This is a genomic window from Streptomyces sp. NPDC058371 (assembly GCF_042723265.1).
Lineage (GTDB): Bacteria > Actinomycetota > Actinomycetes > Streptomycetales > Streptomycetaceae > Streptomyces.
Genome location: NZ_JBHXJC010000004.1, coordinates 184,419 through 205,814 on the forward strand (window position 1 = coordinate 184,419; position 21,396 = coordinate 205,814).

The window sequence follows — 21,396 nt, forward strand, 5'->3', positions numbered from 1 at the left end:
GGCCAGTGGGGGCTGGTCGCGCCCACGCGGCGGAGCCGCACAGTCAACGGAGCCCCGGGCCCCTCGAGGGGTGCTTCCCCCCGGAGGTCCCCAGGCATGAGCATTCACGTCCGTCTCCCCCCCCCCCTGCGCCCCCCCCCGACGCCGTCGTCCTGAGGTGACCTACCTGCTCGTCAGAGCCCGTGCACGTGCGGCCCCACCGAGTTGGACCACGCGTTGCCCGCCGACGCGTCCCAGTTGGTGGACCAGGTCATGGCGCCGCGGAGGGCCGGATAGGTCCTGGAGGGCTTGAAGGAGCCGCAGTTGGTGCCCTTGGCCAGGCAGTCGAGGGCGTTGTTCACGATCGTGGGGGAGACGTAACCGCTGCCCGCGCCGCTGGTGGAGGCGGGGAGGCCGAGGCCCACCTGGGACGGGGTGAGGCCGCCTTCCAGCTGGATGCAGGCGAGGGCCGTGAGGAAGTCGACCGAGCCCTGGCTGTACACCTTGCCGTCGCAGCCCAGCATCGAACCGCTGTTGTAGTACTGCATGTTGACGACCGTGAGGATGTCCTTGATGTTCAGGGCCGTCTGGAAGTAGGCGTTCGAGGTCGACTGCATGTCGATCGTCTGCGGGGCCATCGTGATGATGAGCGACGAGCCCGCCTTGCCCGACAGGGACCGCAGCGCCTGACTCATGTACGTCGCGTTGAGGCCGTTCTCCAGGTCGATGTCGACGCCGTCGAAGCCGTACGTCTGCATGAGGGAGTAGACGGAGTTGGCGAAGTTCGTCGCGGATGCGGAGTCCGTGATCGACACCGTGCCGTTCTGGCCGCCGATGGAGATGATGACCTTCTTGCCCGCGGCCTGCTTCGCCTTGATGTCCGCCTTGAACTGGTCGACGGTGTAGCCGCCGAGCCCGGCCGAGTCGAGGTTGAAGGTCACCGCGCCGGGCGTGCCGGTGGCGTCGGCGAAGGCCACGGCGATGATGTCGTACTGGGACTGCACGCCGGAGATCTTCTGGACCGTCGCGCCGTTGTTGAAGTTCTGCCAGTAGCCCGTGACGGCGTGCGCGGGCAGGGTGCCGCCACCGCCGCCGCCCGTGGCGGCCGTCGTGCCGTTGACCGTCGCGGACTTCGGCGACTCACCGGCCGCGTTCGTCGCCGTGACCTGGAAGGGGTACGAGGTGGCGGCGGTCAGCCCGGTCACGGTCGCCGAGGTGCCGGTCACCGCCGTCACCTTCGTACCGCTGCGGTAGACGTTGTAACCCGTCGCGCCCGACACCGTGTTCCAGTTCAGGGACACCGACGTGGACGTCGTGGAGGCGACCGCCAGGCCGCCCGGCGCCGCCGGGATCGTCGGGACGGGGTCGGTGCCACCGCCGCCGTCGGGCCCGAACACCGACAGGTCGTCCGCGTAGTAGGCGGCCTGTCCGTACCAGCCGTGCGTGTACACCGTCACCGAGGTCGTCGACGCGCCCGTGGTGAAGCTGGTCGTCAGCTGCTTCCAGGAGGAGGAGTCCGGGGTCCACGTCGACACGTCCGTGGTGCCGGTGCCGCTCGCGCCGAGATAGGCGTACCCGCCCTGCACCCAGGCGCTCAGCGTGTACGTCGAGTTGGGCTTGACCGCCACCGTCTGGCTGCACTTGGCGTTGTCCTGCCCTGCGGGCGTGGCCTTCAGCGCCGCCGAGCCGCCGTGCACCGGCGAGGAGACGGTCGTACCGCTGCTCGCCGAACAGGTCCAGTTGCCGAGGCCCGACTCGTAGCCGGCGTTCTTGGCGTTGTTGACGTCCGCGGCCTGGGCCTCGGTGGCGAGTCCCGTGAGGGTGAGGGTGGCCGCCCCCAACACGGCGGCGAGCACTCCCGACCATGTGCGTCTGTGCCTGGATATGCCTGATACGCGGTCCACTGCTGCCTCCGGTGAGGGGGAGAGGGCGGGGAGGTTGCGGAACGGTGGCCACCGCTGGAAGTACAAGGTGGTCCAGACCAATTCGGTTGTCAAGACCTCTGGAGGTTCCTTCGAGGCCCCAATCTCCTTGCCCTGCCCGGGAGTTGTGGCATATGCGGCTCACTCTCCGTTGATCATGCCCGCACCTTCCGTGAGTTGATCTCGAGAAGTCGGTGTTGAGCGGGGCATGCCGTGGATATGGTGCAGAGGCAGAAGGGCGCCACAGTGACGATCTGTGGCCATCTGTGACGGTCCATGGCGAAACAGGGTCGATCTGAGGCGGCGGTTGACCACCCCGCACCAGTGAACGGGGTGGTGTCCAGCGTGCCGACCGCGATAGCCGTCACCAGTCCCGACCTGGTGCTCCCGCCGCACGACCGGCAGACCCCGCCCGCGGTCGTCCAGCCCCTGGCGACCCTCGAAAGCTCCCTCACCGGGATGCACGCGCTCATCGAGCAGCACGGATACGTGATCTCGCTCTACCCCGCGTCCGCGGCCTCCGCCGACGGCGAGGCCGCCCGGCGCCTGCACACCGTCCGCTCGGTGCTGGAGAGCGACCGCATCGCACTGCTCGGCATCGACCTGCCGCCCCTCGGACTCGCCCTGCTGGCCCAGCAGTTGCGCCAGCTGTCCGCCTGCGACGTCAGCCCCGGTGTCCTCGCCTCCGCCGCGCGGCTGCTCGCCCACTACATCTACGCCGGCGCCCTGCTCGGCTCGGTCGCCAGGCTCGACCGGGTCCCGGTCTCCCTGAAGTCCCACGCCAAGTCGTGGGTGCCCGGCGCGCAGTTCGGCGTACTGGCCAACCCGCGGCCGCAGCTCGTCCGGGTCGGCCAGGGGGAGCTCACGGGCCCCGAGTTCGGCACCCGACTGCTCGTCGCCGCCGACCAGCCGCCCTCCGACTGGGTCACCACGACGCTCGCGCCCGCCTGGCGGGTCCAGGGCGTGGCGACCGTACCGCTGCCCGAGGAGTCGGCGCGCTGGTGGGGGACGGCCCGGCTCGCCGAGTTCGCCGCGGGTCTGTACGACGTCTCGGTGCTCTACCAGCTCGTGTCGTCCGTCCGGCGGGAGGAGTGCCACTGGTGCGGCCTCGAACTCATCGGTGACCGCTGCGGGTTCTGTGCCGCGCCGCTGTCCCCGCCGTCGGAGCTTCCGGCCCCCGCGGTACGGGCAGCCTCTTCGGTACACGCCCTGCCCCGAGGCGTCACATAAGCCACGCAAGTGCCCATGCACCCCAAAAACAGCCCCAGGCACGACCGTTCGACCCCGCTGTCCCCGCCCCCGATCGAGGTTGTCCGCGCCATGCTGCATCCCCCGGGAGACGCCCCCCGGCCCCCCGGCAGAAACAGCAGGCCCGTTCAAGCACCCGGTACGCCCCTACGAGGTGAGATGTAGTGAACTCACGCCAGCGCCGCGGCGTCATCCTGCTGGTCCTCTCGGCCCTGTGTGCCGTGGGCGCCTTCGCCGGAGTGCTCTCGGTGATCCATGACGTGGACTCGAAGGTCGGGCCCGAGGTGACGGCGTACCGCGTCAAGGGCGACATCGCGCGCTACAAGGAGCTCTCGGCCGACCAGTTCGAGAAGGTCTCGATGCCCGAGCGCTGGCTGTCGTCCACGGCCGTCACCCATCTCTCCGAGATCCGCGGCAAGATCGCGGTCACCAAGCTGGAGAAGGGCTCGCTGCTCCAGGCCGACATGATCGTGGACCGGCCCGCGCTGGAGGCGGGCCAGCAGGAGATCGCGATCATGATCGACGCGGCCACCGGCGTGGCCGGAAAGATCGACCCGGGCGCCCGGGTCAACATCTACGCCACCTTCGAAGCGGCGAACGACAAGGCCAAGGACCAGTCCAAGGTCATCGTCGCGCACGCCCGCGTCATCGACGTCGGCAAGCTCACCGCGCTCGAACCGGGCCAGTCCAGCGCCGACCGCCGGCGTACGGCGACGGAGGCGGTCCCGATCACCTTCGCGCTCGACACCGCCGACGCCCAGCGGGTCGCGTACGCCGAGTCGTTCGCGACACACGTCCGCCTCGCCCTGGTCGCGGGCGGCTCCGCCACCACCGTCGCCCCCGGCGACCGTACGTACACCCTCGACGAGGACAAGTAGGAGGCCGCGCATGACGACCGCGCCCGCCGGTACCCGTCGCAGGAGCCGGCCCCGCCGTACGAGCCGCCCAAGCCGTCAGAGGTGTCGTCGATGACCATCCGCATCCTCCCCGCCGTCGGCGACATCGACTCGGCCCGCGCGCTCACCACGCTGCTGAGCCAGCTCGCCGACACCGAACCCGCCCCGCCCGTCGCCGACTCGACGGCCCTCCTCGACACCCTCGCCCGGCTCGCCGCGGAGTCCCTGGACGAGCTGCCCGAGGTCGTCCTGGTGCACGAGCGGATCGGCCCGGTCCCGGCCCTGGACCTGGTCCGCGACGTGGTGCTGCGCTTCCCGGCGGTCGGCGTCGTCCTCATCACCGCCGACACCGGAAGCGGTGTGCTCACCGCCGCGATGGACTCCGGCGCCCGCGGCATCGTCGGGCTGCCCCTGGGCTACGACACCCTGGCCGAGCGCGTCCAGGCGGCGGCCGCCTGGTCGCTCGGCATGCGCCGCCATCTCGGCAGCGGTACGCCCGAGCTGTACACGGGTCCCGGCGGCACCGTCGTCACGGTCACCGGCGCCAAGGGCGGCGTCGGCGCGACCGTCACCGCCGTCCAACTCGCCCTGGCCGCGCGGGCGTCCGGGCGTACGGTCGCCCTGCTCGACCTGGACCTCCAGTCCGGGGACGTGGCGTCGTACCTGGACGTGCAGTTCCGCAGGTCGGTCGTCGACCTGGCCGGCATCGCCGACATCAACCCGCGCGTGCTCCAGGACGCCGTCTACATCCACGACAGCGGCATCGGGCTGCTGCTCGCGCCCGGCGAGGGCGAGCGCGGCGAGGAGGTCACCGACCGGGTCGCCCGCCAGGTCGTCGCGGCCCTGCGCTCCCGCCACGACGTGGTGGTCGTGGACTGCGGCTCCCAGATGAACTCCGCGACCGCGGCGGCCGTCGAGATGGCCGACCAGGCCCTGCTCCTCGTCACCCCCGACGTGATCGCCGTACGCGCGGCCAAACGCATGGTCCGCATGTGGGACCGGCTCCAGATCCGCAAGGCGGAGGAGACGACGACGGTCGTCAACCGCCACTCCCGCGGTGCGGAGATCCAGCCCTCCCTCGTCGAACGCGTCACCGGCACGAAGGTCGCCCGCTCCGCCGTACCCGCCGCCTTCAAGGAGCTCCAGTCGGTGGTCGACGCGGGCCGGCTCCAGGACCTGGACGCCCGTTCGACGGTCAAGCAGGCCCTGTGGGCCCTGGCCGGCGAACTGGACCTGGTCGTCCCGGCCCCGGAGGGCGGCGGCGGCAGGCGCCGCAAGCCATCACCGGAACGGGGCGCCCTCGCCCTCCGCCGCAAGGGCGGCGACCGGGGAGCGGTGACCCTCGAATTCGCCGGGATGTTCCCGCTGCTGCTCGTCGTGATGACGATCCTGTGGCAGTGCGTGCTGTACGGCTACACGTGGTCGCTCGCCGGGAACGCGGCGGACGAGGCGGCGCGGGCGGCGACGGCGGCGTACGCGGTGCAGGGCGACGCCCCGGGTGCCTGCCAGGCGGCGGGGCAGGAGCACCTGCCGGACGCGTGGCAGGACGCGGACATCGCCTGCACGCTTGAGGGCTCGGTGTGGAAGGCCCGGGTGCGGGCCGAAGTCCCCCTGTTCTTCCCCGGGTTCGACGTGAACTGGCAGGTCGACGGCGAGGCGGGTGCGGCGGTGGAGGGGGACGTGGAATGACACCGCTCTCCGTGCTGCGAGGCCGGGCCACCGTGACGGCGGACTCTGCTGGTGCTGGTGCTGGTGCTGGTGTTGATGCCGGTGCCGAACCGGTCACCGCACCCGCGCGGCGGACCCGGTGCTGGGGCGACCGAGGTGTCTCCATGCTGGAGTTCGCCGGGTTCCTGCCCATCCTGCTCCTCATCGGGATGGCGGCCATCCAGCTCGGCCTCGTCGGATACGGCATCAACCAGGCGGGGTCCGGGGCCCGGGCGGCGGCGCGGGTCGCCTCGCAGGGCGGGCCGGGGGAAGCGGCGGGGGCGGCCTCGGTGAGTGGCTGGCTGGACCCGCAGGTGGACGCGCCCCAGGGGGCGGGGGATACCACCACCGCCACCGTCCGGGTCCAGATCCCCTCGGTCATCCCCTTCATGGGCGGCTGGACCGCGGAACGTCACGCCACCATGCCCAACGACCAGGACGACTGACCGAGAGGAGCTGAAGAGATGAGCCTGCGCTCCCGTATGGCCGCCCCGGACGAGGGGGGACCCGCCCGCGAGGACGGACATCTCGTCGCCGTCTACCGCGCCAAGCTCCTGGAGGAGATCGACCTCGCCGAGATGTCGAGCCTGGCGGCGACCGAACGGCGCGCCCGGCTGGAACGGGTCCTCGGCCACATCATCAGCCGCGAGGGCCCGGTCCTCTCCTCCGCCGAACGCTCCCAGCTGATCCGGCGCGTCGTCGACGAGGCCCTCGGCCTCGGCGTCCTCGAACCGCTCCTCGCCGACGCCTCGATCACCGAGATCATGGTCAACGGCCCGGACTCGATCTTCGTCGAGCGGGCGGGGCGCGTAGAACAACTGCCCCTGCGTTTCGCCTCGAACGAGCAGCTCATGCAGACCATCGAGCGCATCGTCTCGACCGTCAACAGGCGTGTCGACGAGTCGAATCCGATGGTCGACGCCCGCCTCCCGACCGGCGAGCGCGTCAACGTGATCATCCCGCCGCTCGCGCTGACCGGCCCGACCCTGACGATCCGCCGCTTCCCCCGCGCGTACACCCTCCCCGAACTCATCGGCCTCGGCTCCCTCGACGAGCAGATGCTGATGCTCCTCGCGGCCTTCGTGCGCGCCCGCTTCAACGTCATCGTCAGCGGCGGGACGGGCACCGGCAAGACGACCCTGCTCAACGCCCTCTCCGGACTCATCCCGGCCCGTGAGCGCATCATCACCATCGAGGACTCGGCCGAACTCCAGCTCCAGCAGGAGCACGTCATCCGCCTCGAGTCCCGGCCCCCGAACGTCGAGGGCAAGGGCCAGATCACCATCCGCGACCTGGTCCGCAACTCGCTGCGCATGCGCCCCGACCGCATCATCGTCGGTGAGGTCCGCGGCGGCGAGACCCTCGACATGCTCCAGGCGATGTCGACCGGTCACGACGGCTCGCTCGCGACCGTCCACGCCAACTCGGCCGAGGACGCGCTGATGCGCCTGCAGACCCTCGGCTCGATGTCCGAGGTCCAGATCCCCTTCGAGGCCCTCAAGGACCAGATCAACTCGGCGGTCGAGGTCGTCGTCCAGCTCACCCGGCACGCCGACGGCTCCCGCAAGGTCGCCGAGATCGCCCTGCTGATGTCGCACGGCCGCGAGCAGTTCCGCATCGTCACCGTCTCCCGCTTCGTGCCCCGCCCCACCGGGCCCGACCGTGTCGTGCACGGCCACTTCGAGCACCTTCCGCTGCCGCGCCCGATCGCCGAGAAGCTGTACGTCGCCGGCGAGCCGCTGCCGGCCGCCTTCGGAGTCACCGAGGCCATCGACGTACTCAACACGAGGCAGGCGATCGGATGACGTCGCACGAGGCACGTGAGGTGGGCGATCCGATGACGTCACGCGAGGCACACGCGGCATACACGGCACGCGATCGGATGGCGGCAAGCGAGGCGGGCGATCGGATGACGTCACGCGCGGCACACGCGGCGGGCGATCGGGCGGCGTCCCGCACTCCGGAAGGGATGCAGGCATGAACAACCCGGCTCTGCTGGCCCTCGGCGCCACCGTCCTGTGCGGCACGCTCGCCGTCGCGGGCGTGCACGCGTACGCCTCGGGCCGCGCCCACCGCCAGGCCCTCGTAGACCGTCTCTCCGGCGGCGGACCCGTCCGTACGGCGGCCGGTCGCGCGCGCCGGTTCATGGGCGTCGACCGCCGGCTGCGCCGCACCCGGCTCGGTCGCACCATCCATCTGCGCCTGTCGGCCACCGGACTCGACCTGACGGCGGGGGAGTTCTTCACCTACGTCGCCGCCGTAGTCGTCGCGCTGTGGCTGATCGCCGCCGCGACCCTGGCCCCCTTCTTCGGTCCGATCGCCGCGCTGGTGGGCGTCTGGAGCGCGGCGATCTTCCTCAACTGGCAGCGCCAGAAACGCATCGAGGCCTTCATCAACCAGCTCCCCGACGTGGCACGGCTGCTGGCCAACGCCACCGCCGCCGGACTCGCCCTGCGCACCGCGCTGGCGATGGCCGCCGAGGAGCTGGAGGCACCGGCCGGTGAGGAACTGGCCCGCGTGGCCGACCACTTGACGCTGGGCCGGTCCGTCGACGACGCGCTCGACGAGCTCGCCGAACGGCTCCCGTCCCGCGAACTCGTCGTCCTCGTCACCACGCTCGTCCTCGCCAACAAGGCGGGCGGCTCGGTGGTCAGCTCCCTGCGCAACCTCACCCAGACCCTGGAGGACCGCAAGGAGACCCGGCGCGAGGTCCGCACCATGCTCTCCGAGGTGAACGCGACGGCCTTCACCGTCCCGCTGCTCGGCCTGGGCTCGCTGCTGCTGATCAACTCGTCGAACGAGGGCGCCCTGGCCCGGGTGACGGGCTCGCCGCTCGGCCAGGCCCTCGTACTGATCTCGCTCGGCCTCTACACGGTCGGCTTCTTCGTCATCCGCCGCCTCGGCAAGATCGAAGTGTGAGGGGGAAACCGCCATGCCGGCCTTGCTGCTCGCCGTTCTGATGGGTGCCGCCGTCGCGGGCGTCCTGCTCGGCATCCGTATGATCCGCGCCGACGCCAAACTCCCCAGCGACCTGGTGCTCGCCCTGGAGGTCGGCGCGACCCGGGTCTCCAAGGCGGACTCGGCCGTGGACCGGCTCGGCATGCGCTTCGCGCCCCTCGTGCTGCGGCTGATGGGCCCCCGCCGCGTCGACGCCAAGCGCCGCCGCATCGACATGGCGGGCAACCCCGGCGGCCTCACCCTCAACCGCTACGCGGCCCGCCGGGCCGTCTACGGCATCTTCGGCGTCGTGCTCGGTCTCGTCTTCCTCACCAACGGCCGGCTCTTCTTCGCCGCCGCGACCCTGGCGTTCGGTCTGCTGGCCGCCGACGCCCTGATCTGGCAGGCCATCCGCGAGCGCAAGGACGTCATCGACCGCACCCTGCCCGACTTCCTCGACGTGCTCGCCGTCGTCGTCTCGGCGGGCCTCGGCTTCCGCCAGGCCCTCGACCGCGTCGCCGAGAAGTACGAGGGCCCGTGGGCGGACGAACTGCGCATCACGCTCCGCCAGATGGACGTGGGCGTCAGCCGCCGCCAGGCCTTCGACGAGCTCCGCCGGCGCAACTCCTCCGAGTCCGTCGCCCAGTTCGTCTCCGCCCTCCAGCAGGGCGAGGAGCTCGGCTCCCCGATCGCGGAGACCCTGATCCAGCTCGCCACGGACATGCGCAGGACCGATGCCCAGAACGCCCGCCGCCGGGCCGCGAAGACCATCCCCAAGGCCACGATGGTGACCCTCGTCTTCATGCTCCCGGCCACGATGATCCTGATCGCGACGGGCATGTTCCTGGGCTCGGGCACCAACTTCGGCTCGATCCTGGGCCGCTGATGAACCGCCGTCCGCACATCCGGTGGCAGGGGTGCCGCGAGGGACGGCACCCGCTTCGGCGCGGGTGGCACCCTGCCGGTGCAGGTGAGCGGCCCGACGCCAACCAGGACGCCGGGTACCGGCCGGACGACGCGGGTGCGGGCTGGCCCACGGAGGACGCCGGCTATCTCGCGGACGACGCCCCGGCACCCGGAAGCGTCCGTCTCCAGCTGAACGCCCTCCAGGCCCTGTGCCGGCAGGCCTTCGCCGTACGGCTGGCGGCCATCGCGGTCGGCGCCCCGTTCGCGATGACCAACACCACGGACGGCGCACCCCGCTACGCGGTCCTCGCCGCTGCCGTGCTCGGCATCATGGGTTCGTACGCCATGCTCAGGGACTGGGACCGCTTCGGCCCCCGCCTCCTGGCCCACCCGAGCCTGATGGCCGTGGACCTGACCTTCGGCGCGGTCCTGCTCCTCACCGCCTCCCCGGCCTCCCCCCTCGCCTACGCCACGGTCTGCACCCCGCTCCTGGCGGGCCTGCTCTATGGATGGCGCGGCTCGGGCGTCTTCACCGGCCTCCAACTCGTCGTCCTGCTCACGGTGTTCCGGGCCTGGGAACACCGCCCGGGCACCGGCGCCAGCACCCTTCTCATCGCCGGCTTCTGCGTCGGCGCCGGCATCATCGGCGTCACCCTGCGCAATCTGATGTTCCGCTTCGGCACCGCCAGCCAGGCCCTGTCCGAGGCACACGCGCGGCTCGCCGTCGCGGAGGCCGTGGAGTCCGAACGCGCCCGTCTCGCCCGCGAGATGCACGACTCGGTGGCCAAGACGCTGCACGGGCTCGCCCTCGCGGCGGAGGCACTGGCCGCGTCTTCCGACTCCCGCGACCCCGACGCCCTCAAGCGCCAGGCGACGGTGGTGGCGGGCGCGGCCCGCCGCGCGGCGACGGAGTCCCGGGAGCTCCTCTCGGACCTGCGGCGCCGGACGGACCTGACCACGGCACGACCGCACCTGCCCGCCGAACTCGCCACGCGCGTCGGTGATTTCACGGCCCGTACGGCACTCCCGGCGGAGCTGCGCAGCACGGGAACCGTCCCGCCGCTCCCGTGCGAGACGGCCCGCCATCTCCTGGCGATCGTCTCGGAGGCGCTGGAGAACGCCCACCGCCACGCGGCGGCGACCCGGGTCCGGGTGGAGCTCGACGCCCGCGCCGAGTTCCTGCGCCTGACGGTCCGGGACGACGGTGTGGGCCTGCCCGCCACCGCCGTGCTCGACGACCTGGCGGAATCAGGCCACTTCGGCCTGCTGGGCATGGTGGAGCGGGCCGCGTCCCTCGGCGGGCGCCTCCAGCTGGCCCGCCCCCCGCGGGGCGGCACGGAGATCACCCTGACCGTGCCGCTCGCCGCGCCGGCACCCCCCATCCCCCAAGAGGAGGCCGCCCATGCCTGACCAGGCACTTTCCGGCCCGCCCCTGCGTGTGCTCGTGGCCGACGACAACCCCGTCGTACGGGCGGGGCTCACCGCCTTGCTCGGCGCCCACCCGGACATCGAGGTCGTCGCGCAGGCGGCGGACGGCGAGGAGGCGGTGACCTTCGCGAGCCGCTGCGCCCCGGACGTCGTCCTGCTCGACGTCCGGATGCCCGGCACCGACGGCCTCACCGCACTGCCCCGGCTCACCCATCTCGCACCGGTGATGATGCTGACGTACAGCCGTGAACCCGAGGTCGTGGCAGAGGCGTTGCGCCGGGGCGCGGCCGGCTACCTCGTCCACGGCGAGTTCACGGCCGCCGAACTGATCACCGCCGTACGGGACTTGCGGTACGGGCGCGTCACCGCTGTGGCGGATTCACTCGGTGTTTCGTACGAACCGAACGAAATCTCTTCGCATCTGCAATCGGTTGTGGCACAGTCGTCGGAGGCTCGGCCCCGGTCCGCGGACGGGCGGCCACGGCGCGGGCCCAACCGGCTCGACTTCGGCCTGAGTTCACGGGAGGTGGAGGTCATGGATCTCATCGCGTCCGGCATGAACAACCGGCAGATCGCCGCCGCCTGCTTCATCAGCGAGAAGACCGTGAAGAACCACATCAACCGCATCTTCGCAAAGCTGCACAGTTCTTCGCGCAGCGAAGCGATCGCCCACTGGCTGGGGACCGCGCGCGGGGGGTGGAGCCGATGACTCCGCCCGCGAGAAGTTGGGCCCCTGGGCCCACCCGGAGTGCGCGGGTTCTCACGTACGGTGCTCGAGTCGGTAATCGCGTCGCGCGGGAGGGCAGTGACGATGAACAGGTTCGACAGGTGGAAGCGGACCGTGGTCTCCCGGATGCGGGGGGACGCGGGGGCCGGGTTTGTGGAGTATGCGGGGTTGATGATCATTATTGCGGGGATTTTTACGTTGATCGATGGGCTGGGGTTGGACGGGTTGATCTCCGGCGCGATCCTCGACGCGGTGACCAGCGTCATCGGAGGCTGACAGCCCGCCGACGTCTCGGCGACCGAGGGCAGACCTTGCCCATCTACATCTGGTTGACCGGGATCCTGCTCTTCGCCGCTTTCGCCTGCTTCGCGTTCGCCCAGGCAGCGTCCGCCCGCAATGGAGCTCAATCCGCGGCGGACGCTGCGGCGTTGGCGGCAGCGCAGGACGCGCGTGACGAGCTGATGGACGGCCTGGTGGCCGCGATCGGGGAAGACGACAACTGGCTCGACTGGCTGGGCGATCTGCCGCCTGCCGGCGCGGGCGCGACAGCTGCGGCCCAGCAACTCGCCGCCGAGAACGATTCGACCGTCGCCAGCGTCGTGCCCACCACGAACAACGGTTTTCCGGGCTATGAAGTCGCCATCGAGACGAACTACACGGTCGGCGACTCGATCATCCCCGGCACGGAGGACATGCGGGCAAAGGCGCACGCCACCGCTGTCATCCAGCCGCGCTGTGAGTTCGACCCGGACGCGGACCCCGAGAAGCCCCTGGAACTGGACTGCGGCGACGAGATCGTGAACATCGATCCCGGAGATTTTCAACCGGGCGACCTTCCCGACGCGTCTGTGCTGTTCTCTGTGCATCTGGCCGAGTGAGAGGAAGCCGTACCGATGGATATCCGGCACACCCCGAAGGGCCGCAGGGCGCTGAGCGCGGTGGCGATCGCGACTGGGCTGCTCCTCACGGTGGCCGGCTGCGGCGGCGGAGATGACAACAAGTCGGGCTCCAGCGCGTCTTCTTCGCCGGCGAAGGACAACGGAGGCGGTGGCAACAAGGGCAGCGAGTCCGCCTCGCCGTCGTCACAGGAGGCTCTCGCGGAGGTCAAGGGGGGCAACCTCACTCTCAAGGTCACCTCTGCCACCCGGGACGATGGAGGGTTCGTGACCGTCGAGGGCACGGTGACGAATGGCGGTGCCAAGTCGTGGGTCGCCGCCGACTGGCGGGGCGACGAGCGTGAACTGGCGGGGAACGGTGGGTCGATCGCCGGCGCGAGCCTGATCGACCCGACGGGCAAGAAGAAGTACCTGATCCTCCGTGACACCGAGGGCCGGTGCCTGTGCACCAGGTTCACGGGAGGTCTGCAGCCGGGCGAGACCACCGACTGGTTCGCCCAATTCCCCGCCCCACCCCCCGCCACCACCAAAGTCAACTTCCAAGTCGGCTCCATGCCCCCCGCCTCCGTCGAGATCTCCGAGGGCGAGTGACCCATGGCCCTCCCACGCTCCCTCCCACGCCGCAGCACCGCGACCACGCTCACCGCGTTCGCCGTGCTGGTCACGCTCGGTCTGCCCGGTCCGGCGTACGCGGACGACGAGGACCCGAGTGCGCCACCGGGCAGTGTCACCACGTCACCGCCACCGGAGGTGGACGCGACCAGTCCGGGGCTGAAGCTGGCGGACGGCGCCACCCTCGCGCCCGCCAAGGTGCTGGACATCAAGTCGGTCGTGGAGGACCTGGGCGGCGAGGAGCGCCGGGTGGACACGAACGAGAACGTGACGTTCGCGCTCCAGGCGGAGGTGCTGTTCCCGAAGGACAGCTCGAAGCTGAACCCGGAGGCCCGCTCCCGTATCCAGGCGATCGCCGAGGAGGTCGAGGCGCAGAACGCCACGAGCGTCCGGGTCTTCGGCTTCACCGACAACCTCGGCTCCTACGCGCACGGACTGACCCTCTCCAAGAAGCGCGCCGAGGCGGTCCACGACCAGCTCGCCGCTAACCTGGGCGGCGACGTCACCTTCGAGGTCCGCGGTTACAGCGAGGACTATCCGATCGCCGACAACACCTCGGAACAGGGCCGGCGCAAGAACCGCCGGGTGGAGGTGTCGTTCCCGAGGAGCGGGTCCTCGGGTTCGGACAAGTCCACCGGCTCGGGCGAGTCCACCGGCTCGGGTCAGAACAGCGGCTGAGTTCAATGCGCGGCCGCGGTGAAGGATGGCTGCGGTGCGGAAGATCGTTCTGATGACGTCGGTGTCCCTCGACGGGTATATCGAGGGACCGGGCCGTGACATCGGCTGGCACCAGGTCGACGAGGAACTCCACCGTCACTTCAACGATTACGTCAGGCAGCTCGGCGGCCTCCTGAGCGGGCGGGTGACGCACCAGCTGATGGCCGAGTTCTGGCCGACGGCCGACGAGGATCCGGCGGCCGACCCCGTGATGGTGGAGTTCGCCGGGATCTGGCGGGACATTCCGAAGATCGTGTACTCCCGGACGCTGGAGCGGGCCGACTGGAACACCGAGGTCGTGCGGGACGTCGTCCCCGAGGAGGTCCTGGCCCTCAAAGCGCAGCCGGGCGGAGACCTGGGCCTCAGCGGCGCCGACCTCGTCGCCACGTTCCTGCGGCACGACCTGGTCGACGAATTCCGGGTGTACGTCCACCCGGTACTCATCGGCCGCGGCAAACCCCTGTTCCCTGACACGGATGCCCTCACCTTTCTCCGGCTCACCGAGACCCGGACCTTCGGCAACGGCGTCGTACTCCTGCGCTACGAGCGAGCCGAGCGGAAATAGCGGGGCCGGCGTGCCGACCCCGCCCCGTCGACGCGTAATGCGGTTGTCCGACGCGTCGGCGGTGGGTAGGAAGAGCCCATGACTGGACTCGGTGCTGTCTTCCGTCCCCAACTGCCCCCCGAGCGCCTGCGCGACCTGGCCCGGCTCGCGGACGACGCCGGTCTGGAGGAGCTGTGGCTGTGGGAGGACTGCTTCCTGGAAGGGGGCGTCTCCGCCGCCGCGGCCGCCCTCGCCTGGACCGAACGGCTGCGCGTCGGGGTGGGGTTGCTGCCGGTCCCTCTGCGCAATGTCGCGGTCACGGCGATGGAGGCCGCCACCCTGCACCGCCTCTTCCCGGGGCGCGCCGTCGTCGCCGTCGGACACGGTGTGCAGGACTGGATGGAACAGGTCGGGGCGCGCGCCGAGTCGCCCGTGACACTGCTGCGCGAGTACCTGCTCGCTCTGCGCGGGCTGCTCGGCGGGGAGCGGGTCACGACGCAGGGGCGGTACGTCAAGCTGGACGGAGTCGCCCTCGACTGGCCGCCCGCGCCCGGCGTGACCGTACTGGCCGGCGCCACCGGACCCCGCTCGCTGCGGCTCTCCGGCGAGGCGGCCGACGGCACGGTGCTGACCGCCGCCACGGGTCCCGAAGGTGTACGACGGGCCCGCCGCCTCATCGACGAGGGCCGGGAGTCCGCGGGCCGCACCGACCCGCACCAGGTCGTCGTCTATCTGCACACGGCGACCGGCCCGGACGCGGGCGCCCGGCTGCGGGCCGAGATCGTCGCCAACGGCGAGGACCCGGCGCAGGAGCAGGGCGTCGCCGGTGACGCGGGCGCCGTCGCCAAGGCCGTCCAGCGCCTCGCGGACGCCGGCGCCGACACCGTGATCCTCCAGCCCACGGCCGACGAACCCGACCCCGGGGGCTTCCTCCGCTTCGTGGCGACCGAAGTACGGCCCCTCGTGCCGTAGCCGGGGAGGCGGGGTCGACCGGGCCGGTGGTCGCCCGTTCCTCCGCCGGTCAGCTCGCGCAGGATGTCCGCATGGCCCGCCGGCCGTGCCGTCACCGACAGCACGGCCGGCGTAGGTCCGCCGAGCTCGCGGGAAATGCCGTCGCGAGCGCGCCCTCCCGTTGGCAGGATCGACGTCATGACCACGAGCCGTACCTTCGAGGATCTTGTCGCCGAGGCGGAGACCGCGCCCGTCGAGGGCTGGGACTTCTCCTGGTTCGAGGGACGCGCCACCGAGGAGCGCCCGCCGTGGGGGTACGCGCGGGCGATGGGGGAGCGGCTGGCAGGCGCGTCCGCCGCGCTCGACCTGCAGACAGGCGGCGGCGAAGTCCTCGCCTCCGCGCCCGAGTTGCCCCGCCTCACCGTCGCGACCGAGGGCTGGCCGCCGAACGTCGCCAGGGCCACCGCGCTGCTCCACCCGCTCGGTGCCGTGGTCGTCAACTCCCCGGAGGACGCGCCCCTGCCGTTCGCGGACGCGGCCTTCGACCTGGTCACCAGCCGGCACCCGGTCGCGACGCACTGGGACGAGATCGCACGCGTCCTGCGCCCCGGCGGCACGTACTTCTCCCAACAGGTCGGCCCCGCGAGTGTCTTCGAGGTCGTCGAGCACTTCCTCGGAGCGCAGCCGGCGGAGACCAGGAACCGGCGGCACCCCGAGCACGCCCGCGCCGCCGCAGGGGCCGCCGGTCTCGATGTCGTCGACCTGCGGACGGCCCGGCTGCGCATGGAGTTCCACGACATCGGAGCCGTCGTCCACTTCCTGCGCAAGGTGGTCTGGATGGTCCCCGGCTTCACGGTCGAGGCGTACCGGGACCGGCTGGTGACCCTGCACGACCGGATCGAGAAGGGCGGCCCGTTCGTGGCGCACAGCGCCCGCTACCTCATCGAGGCACGAAAGCCGGAGCTGTGGTCCTCGCGGTGACCCGGGGCACCGAGCGCTCGCTCCTTGAGACGTGAATCCGTATCCCGGACATCTCCACACGGTTTCCACATCGTTATCGAGGGCGGCTCGCGTCGACCTCCCCGGCTCACGTAAGTTCAGACCAAGGGTAATTCGCGTGAGCAAAGCTGCGCGTGTGGCACCGCGCAGTGGAGGGGGCTGCGCGGTGCTGCCTCCACTTCTTGCGACCGCAGCTCAGGGGTCCCGGACGACCACCCGCACCCCGCGCCGCACCCCCCACCGCTCCAGCGTCCCGGCCTCCGCCTCCAGGACGTGCCGGGCCCACGGCCGCGGCAGCCCCACCCGGCCCGGCCGCATCGTGCGCACGGCTACGACCCGCAATGTCCGGTCCAGATAGGCGACATCGATCGCGAAACGCATCCCCAGGGTGTGCACCGCGCTCGCCGGGCTCAGCAGCAGCGCCCCCGCGATCCCGTCCCGCCCGAGCAGCCCCTGCCGACGCGCCCGCGCCGACTCGGCGAGCTCCAGCGGAACCGGTGCGGATGTCTCGGGGGTGGTGAACGTGGCCATGACTGCGAAGTTAGCGACGGCGTCAAGCCGACGTTCCGACACACGTCACCCACGCGGAGGACGCGGGACCCCGGATGCCTCACACCCCATAAGTGCGCGCAAACCCCCTGGTTCTCTCTGGATTCGCCCGGATTCCCTTGGAATCAGCTGTGATTCGGCCATGATCAGGACCTGAATCAGAGCTTCCGCGCCCATCGCCGCGTCGTCGGGCGGTTTCGGAGAGTAGTTGTGGCACGCCGATGCACGCAGCATCACTTACGAAGGGTTATGGTGGAAACCCCCCCTCGGGCCGGTCCGTCTCCCCCCCACGGACCGGCCCGTTTTTTCTGCCCTCATCCGGGCGGCCCGCCCCGCACCCGGGCGATCGGCCACCCCGCCGGGCGCACCCCGGTACGTCCATCAAGCCCGGCCCGCACGCCCCCCGGCCCGCACGGCCCCCGTACGCGGCCGGCCCCGCATGCCCCCGTACGCAGGCCGGCCCGGCAGGCGCCCCCACACCCCCGGCCCGGCCCACGCGCCGGGACTCAGCTCCGCCCGGCCCAGATGTTCGTGCCCGGCGTCGACACCGCGAGCGTGTCGATCTCCTTCAGCTCCTCGTCCGTGAGCTTCGGCGCGGTCAGCGCCGCGAGGTTCTCCTCCAGCTGGCGCACGCTGGACGCGCCGATCAGCGCGGACGTCATCCGCTCGTCACGCAGCACCCAGGTCAGCGCCAGCTGCGCGAGGGACTGGCCGCGGCGGCCTGCGATGTCGTTCAGCCCGTTCAGGCGCCGTACGACGTCGGCGTCGGACGCCAGGCCCGGGTCCAGGGACTTGCCCTGCGAGGCGCGCGAGCCCTCGGGGACACCCTTGAGGTACTTGCCCGTCAGCAGACCCTGCGCGAGCGGCGCGAAGGAGATGCAGCCCATGCCCGCTTCGTCGAGCGTGTCGAGCAGCGCGTCGTCCTCGGTCCAGCGGTTGATCATCGAGTACGACGGCTGGTGAATGAGCGGGCGTACGCCCATACCGGTGAGGATCCGGACCGCCTCGCGTGTCTGCTCGGCGGTGTAGGAGGAGACCCCGACATACAGCGCCTTGCCCTGCTGGACGGCGGACGCCAGCGCGCCCATCGTCTCCTCCAGCGGAGTGTCCGGATCGAAGCGGTGCGAGTAGAAGATGTCGACGTGGTCCACGCCCATCCGGCGCAGCGACGCGTCCAGCGACGACAGCAGGTACTTGCGGGAGCCCCACTCGCCGTACGGCCCGGGGTGCATCAGGTAGCCGGCCTTGGTCGAGAGGACCAGCTCGTCCCGGTAGGGCGCGAAGTCCTCCTTCAGCAGCTTGCCGAAGTTGAGCTCGGCCGAGCCGGGCGGCGGCCCGTAGTTGTTCGCCAGGTCGAAGTGGGTGACGCCGAGATCGAAGGCGCGGCGCAGGATCGCCCGCTGGGAGTCGAGCGAGCGGTCGTCGCCGAAGTTGTGCCACAGGCCGAGGGAGACGGCGGGGAGCTTGAGACCGCTGCGACCGGTACGGCGGTACTCCATCGAGTCGTATCGCTCGATTGACGCGCGATAAAGGGGGGAGTCGTTCATGGATACGAAACTACTTCAGCGCACTGACACCCCATGCCGGAGCCGCAGTTGTACGGGGGTAGGCTTCGCCCCCGGGGACCGCCATATGGACAGGGATTGCGCTGCGGCGCACCTGTCTGATCCGCACGGAGGGGCTGACAACACGTGAACCTGCGCGACAACCTGCGCCGTCTCCTGGTCAGGTTCTACACACGCAGGGTGGAAGGCCACCTCGACCACGACCAGGTGCCCAAGCACATCGGCGTCATCATGGACGGCAACCGGCGCTGGGCGAAGGCGGCCGGCAGCACCGCGGCCCAGGGCCACCGGGCCGGGGCCGACAAGATCGAGGAATTCCTCGGCTGGTGCTCCGAGACCGATGTCGAGGTCGTCACCCTCTGGCTGCTCTCGACGGACAACTTCGACCGTCCCCAGGACGAGCTCGTCCCGCTCCTCGGCATCATCGAGGGTGTCGTCCGCACCCTCGCCGCCGACGGTCGCTGGCGGGTGCACCACGTCGGCACGCCGGACATCCTGCCCTCGCAGATGCAGACCGTCCTGAAGGAGGCCGAGGAGTCCACCGCGCACGTCGACGGAATAGTCGTCAACGTCGCCATCGGTTACGGCGGCCGCCAGGAGATCGCCGACGCCGTGCGCTCGATGCTCCTCGACGCCGCCGACAAGGGCACCGCGATCGAGGACCTCGCCGAGTGCGTCGACATCGACCTCATCGGCAAGCACCTCTACACCGGTGCCCAGCCCGACCCCGACCTGGTGATCAGGACCAGCGGCGAACAGCGGCTCTCCGGATTCATGCTGTGGCAGACGGCCCATTCGGAGTACTACTTCTGCGAGGTTTTCTGGCCGGCCTTCCGCAAGGTCGACTTCCTGCGCGCGATGCGTGACTACGCGGCGCGACACCGGCGTTACGGCGGCTGAGGGTTTTCGAGGCTCGGTTCGCCCCGGCGCACGCGCCCGTTTCTGGGCTCGGTTCGCCGCCGGGGCGCCCCTTCGGCTCACTCGCCTGCGCGGCCGTGAGGCGGAAGTGACCTGGTCCGGGCCGGTCGTCGGGCGGTCTGGGGCGGAAGTAACAAGGAGTTCATCCGTGCGCCGTCATATGCCGTGGCATGGCAGCGCATGTTCGAGGGCATAAACCAACCAGGTCGACACCCGAACCACGGGTGTCGGATCTCAGCGGACGGCACGGGGCCGTCCGCCCGGGAGGCCCTTTGCACCAGCGCGATCGTGCGGTCAGCACGGACGAAGCGGAGGGCCGGTCGCCGGCCCGTGCAGTGGGGCCCGAGACCGGTCCAGATCTCCTTCGTCGCTCCCCGACCTCATCCGAGGGGGTACGTCCTTCCGTGGTGACCAGCACAAAGCGCCGTATGCCAGACCGGCGCACCTATGTTCTCGACACCAGCGTCCTGCTGGCCGACCCCAACGCCCTGAACCGCTTCGACGAGCACGAAGTAGTGCTGCCGATCGTCGTGGTCACGGAGCTGGAGGCCAAGCGGCATCATCCGGAGCTCGGCTACTTCGCCCGGCAGGCCCTGCGCCTGCTCGACGAGTTCCGGGTGCGGTTCGGCCGCCTCGATGCCCCGATTCCGATCGGGGACCTCGGCGGGACCGTTCGCGTCGAGCTCAACCACTCGGACCCCAGCGTGCTGCCCAGTGGCTACCGCCTGGGGGACAACGACTCCCGCATCCTCGCGGTCGCCCGCAATCTGCAGGCCGAGGGATTCGACGTCACGGTCGTGTCGAAGGACCTTCCGCTCAGGATCAAGGCCTCGTCCGTCGGGCTCCTCGCCGAGGAGTACCGCGCGGAGCTGGCCATCACGGGCTCCTCCGGCTGGACCGGAATGTCCGAACTGACCCTGTCGGGCGAGCAGGTGGACGTCCTCTTCGACGTCGGCCACGCGTATGTCCCCGAGGCGGCCGACCTTCCGGTGCACACGGGCCTGACGATCCAGTCCGAGCGCGGCAAGGCGCTGGGGCGGGTCACGTCCGAGGGCAACGTCCGGCTCGTCCGCGGCGATCGCGAGGCCTTCGGCATCAAGGGCCGCAGCGCCGAGCAGCGCATCGCGCTCGACCTGCTGCTCGACCCGGACATCGGGATCGTGTCGATGGGCGGCCGGGCCGGCACCGGCAAGTCCGCGCTCGCGCTCTGCGCGGGCCTGGAGGCCGTCCTGGAGCGGCGCCAGCACCAGAAGGTGATGGTCTTCCGGCCGCTGTACGCGGTCGGCGGACAGGAGCTCGGCTATCTGCCCGGATCCGAGTCCGAGAAGATGAGCCCCTGGGCGCAGGCGGTCTTCGACACGCTCTCCGCGGTCACCAGCCGCGACGTCATCGAAGAGGTCACCGCTCGCGGCATGCTGGAGGTCCTGCCGCTCACGCACATCCGCGGCCGCTCCCTCCATGACGCCTTCGTGATCGTCGACGAGGCACAGTCACTGGAACGGAATGTGCTGCTGACCGTTCTGTCGCGTATCGGAGCCAATTCGCGGGTCGTTCTGACCCACGATGTGGCACAAAGGGACAATCTGCGAGTCGGCCGGTACGACGGTGTCGTCGCCGTGGTCGAGAAGTTGAAGGGCCATCCGCTCTTCGCGCACGTGACCCTGAACCGGTCCGAGAGGTCCCAGATTGCCGCGCTTGTGACCGAAATGCTGGAGGACGGACACATCTAGGGCTTCTGCCCTCGGCCGCTCAACTCGCGGCGAACACCAGGAAGTTGGCGCCGCCCGGAAAAGGCCAAGAGCCTAGCCGGGCGGCGCCTCGCTGCGCGCTCGTTTCCGGAAAACTCCTGAGGCAAACGAGGTGTGAGCTTTCACACGCAACTCGGAATTGCCTTG

Annotated in this window: 21 protein-coding genes; 18 read left to right on the forward strand and 3 right to left on the reverse strand. The window is 70.7% G+C overall.

The features are described 5' to 3' along the window. Positions 1-173 precede the first annotated feature (173 nt). Positions 174-1,883 carry a chitinase gene (locus ACFWM2_RS15575; protein ID WP_383279768.1) on the reverse strand — a complete coding sequence of 570 codons (1,710 nt, stop codon included), beginning with the start codon at positions 1,881-1,883 and terminating at the stop codon, positions 174-176. Between the two features lie 363 nt (positions 1,884-2,246). Between ACFWM2_RS15575 and ACFWM2_RS15580 the strand changes: the two genes are divergently transcribed. From ACFWM2_RS15580 to ACFWM2_RS15655, 16 genes are all read left to right on the forward strand, one after another. Continuing rightward, complete coding sequence (locus ACFWM2_RS15580; RefSeq protein WP_383278810.1) at positions 2,247-3,131, forward strand: hypothetical protein; 885 nt, start codon at positions 2,247-2,249, stop codon at positions 3,129-3,131. A 182-nt stretch (positions 3,132-3,313) separates the two neighbouring features. Continuing rightward, positions 3,314-4,027, forward strand: coding sequence for a Flp pilus assembly protein CpaB (gene cpaB / locus ACFWM2_RS15585; RefSeq protein ID WP_383278813.1), 714 nt, complete (start codon positions 3,314-3,316; stop codon positions 4,025-4,027). A gap of 90 nt (positions 4,028-4,117) precedes the next feature. After that, positions 4,118-5,734 carry a CpaE family protein gene (locus ACFWM2_RS15590; protein ID WP_383278816.1) on the forward strand — a complete coding sequence of 539 codons (1,617 nt, stop codon included), beginning with the start codon at positions 4,118-4,120 and terminating at the stop codon, positions 5,732-5,734. Positions 5,735-5,877: 143 nt separating this feature from the next. Continuing rightward, positions 5,878-6,198, forward strand: coding sequence for a TadE/TadG family type IV pilus assembly protein (locus ACFWM2_RS15595; RefSeq protein WP_383278819.1), 321 nt, complete (start codon positions 5,878-5,880; stop codon positions 6,196-6,198). 18 nt (positions 6,199-6,216) lie between these two features. Further along, the gene (locus ACFWM2_RS15600; protein WP_383278822.1) at positions 6,217-7,557 is read left to right on the forward strand and encodes a CpaF family protein; all 1,341 of its coding nucleotides are present in this window, start codon (positions 6,217-6,219) and stop codon (positions 7,555-7,557) included. A gap of 172 nt (positions 7,558-7,729) precedes the next feature. After that, positions 7,730-8,671, forward strand: a complete 942-nt coding sequence (locus tag ACFWM2_RS15605; protein WP_383278825.1) for a type II secretion system F family protein — start codon at positions 7,730-7,732, stop codon at positions 8,669-8,671. A gap of 13 nt (positions 8,672-8,684) precedes the next feature. Beyond that, the gene (locus ACFWM2_RS15610) at positions 8,685-9,575 is read left to right on the forward strand and encodes a DUF5936 domain-containing protein (protein WP_383278828.1); all 891 of its coding nucleotides are present in this window, start codon (positions 8,685-8,687) and stop codon (positions 9,573-9,575) included. Then, entirely contained in the window at positions 9,575-11,005 is a 1,431-nt protein-coding gene (locus tag ACFWM2_RS15615) for a sensor histidine kinase (RefSeq protein WP_383278831.1), read from the forward strand. Before ACFWM2_RS15610 ends, ACFWM2_RS15615 begins: the two co-directional genes overlap by 1 nt. Further along, complete coding sequence (locus ACFWM2_RS15620; protein ID WP_383278834.1) at positions 10,998-11,732, forward strand: response regulator; 735 nt, start codon at positions 10,998-11,000, stop codon at positions 11,730-11,732. Before ACFWM2_RS15615 ends, ACFWM2_RS15620 begins: the two co-directional genes overlap by 8 nt. A gap of 102 nt (positions 11,733-11,834) precedes the next feature. Beyond that, complete coding sequence (locus ACFWM2_RS15625; RefSeq protein ID WP_383278837.1) at positions 11,835-12,026, forward strand: hypothetical protein; 192 nt, start codon at positions 11,835-11,837, stop codon at positions 12,024-12,026. Between the two features lie 35 nt (positions 12,027-12,061). Next, positions 12,062-12,628: a pilus assembly protein TadG-related protein gene (locus ACFWM2_RS15630; RefSeq protein WP_383278840.1), complete on the forward strand. Its 567-nt coding sequence runs from the start codon at positions 12,062-12,064 to the stop codon at positions 12,626-12,628. 15 nt (positions 12,629-12,643) lie between these two features. After that, positions 12,644-13,237, forward strand: coding sequence for a hypothetical protein (locus ACFWM2_RS15635; RefSeq protein ID WP_383278843.1), 594 nt, complete (start codon positions 12,644-12,646; stop codon positions 13,235-13,237). 3 nt (positions 13,238-13,240) lie between these two features. Further along, a complete protein-coding gene (locus ACFWM2_RS15640; RefSeq protein WP_383278846.1) occupies positions 13,241-13,936 on the forward strand; it encodes an OmpA family protein in 696 nt (231 codons plus the stop codon). 34 nt (positions 13,937-13,970) lie between these two features. After that, the gene (locus tag ACFWM2_RS15645) at positions 13,971-14,540 is read left to right on the forward strand and encodes a dihydrofolate reductase family protein (protein ID WP_383278849.1); all 570 of its coding nucleotides are present in this window, start codon (positions 13,971-13,973) and stop codon (positions 14,538-14,540) included. Positions 14,541-14,618: 78 nt separating this feature from the next. Then, complete coding sequence (locus tag ACFWM2_RS15650) at positions 14,619-15,491, forward strand: LLM class flavin-dependent oxidoreductase (protein WP_383278852.1); 873 nt, start codon at positions 14,619-14,621, stop codon at positions 15,489-15,491. Between the two features lie 177 nt (positions 15,492-15,668). Next, complete coding sequence (locus tag ACFWM2_RS15655; RefSeq protein ID WP_383278854.1) at positions 15,669-16,451, forward strand: class I SAM-dependent methyltransferase; 783 nt, start codon at positions 15,669-15,671, stop codon at positions 16,449-16,451. 213 nt (positions 16,452-16,664) lie between these two features. Here ACFWM2_RS15655 and ACFWM2_RS15660 read toward each other — a convergent pair whose 3' ends face one another. Both ACFWM2_RS15660 and mgrA read right to left on the reverse strand, forming a co-directional pair. Continuing rightward, positions 16,665-17,000: a DUF192 domain-containing protein gene (locus tag ACFWM2_RS15660; RefSeq protein ID WP_383278857.1), complete on the reverse strand. Its 336-nt coding sequence runs from the start codon at positions 16,998-17,000 to the stop codon at positions 16,665-16,667. Positions 17,001-17,524: 524 nt separating this feature from the next. Beyond that, a complete protein-coding gene (gene mgrA, locus ACFWM2_RS15665) occupies positions 17,525-18,565 on the reverse strand; it encodes an L-glyceraldehyde 3-phosphate reductase (RefSeq protein WP_383278860.1) in 1,041 nt (346 codons plus the stop codon). A 144-nt stretch (positions 18,566-18,709) separates the two neighbouring features. Between mgrA and ACFWM2_RS15670 the strand changes: the two genes are divergently transcribed. Next, a complete protein-coding gene (locus ACFWM2_RS15670; RefSeq protein WP_383278863.1) occupies positions 18,710-19,483 on the forward strand; it encodes an isoprenyl transferase in 774 nt (257 codons plus the stop codon). A 422-nt stretch (positions 19,484-19,905) separates the two neighbouring features. Next, positions 19,906-21,231: a PhoH family protein gene (locus ACFWM2_RS15675; RefSeq protein ID WP_383278866.1), complete on the forward strand. Its 1,326-nt coding sequence runs from the start codon at positions 19,906-19,908 to the stop codon at positions 21,229-21,231. Positions 21,232-21,396: the final 165 nt, after the last annotated feature.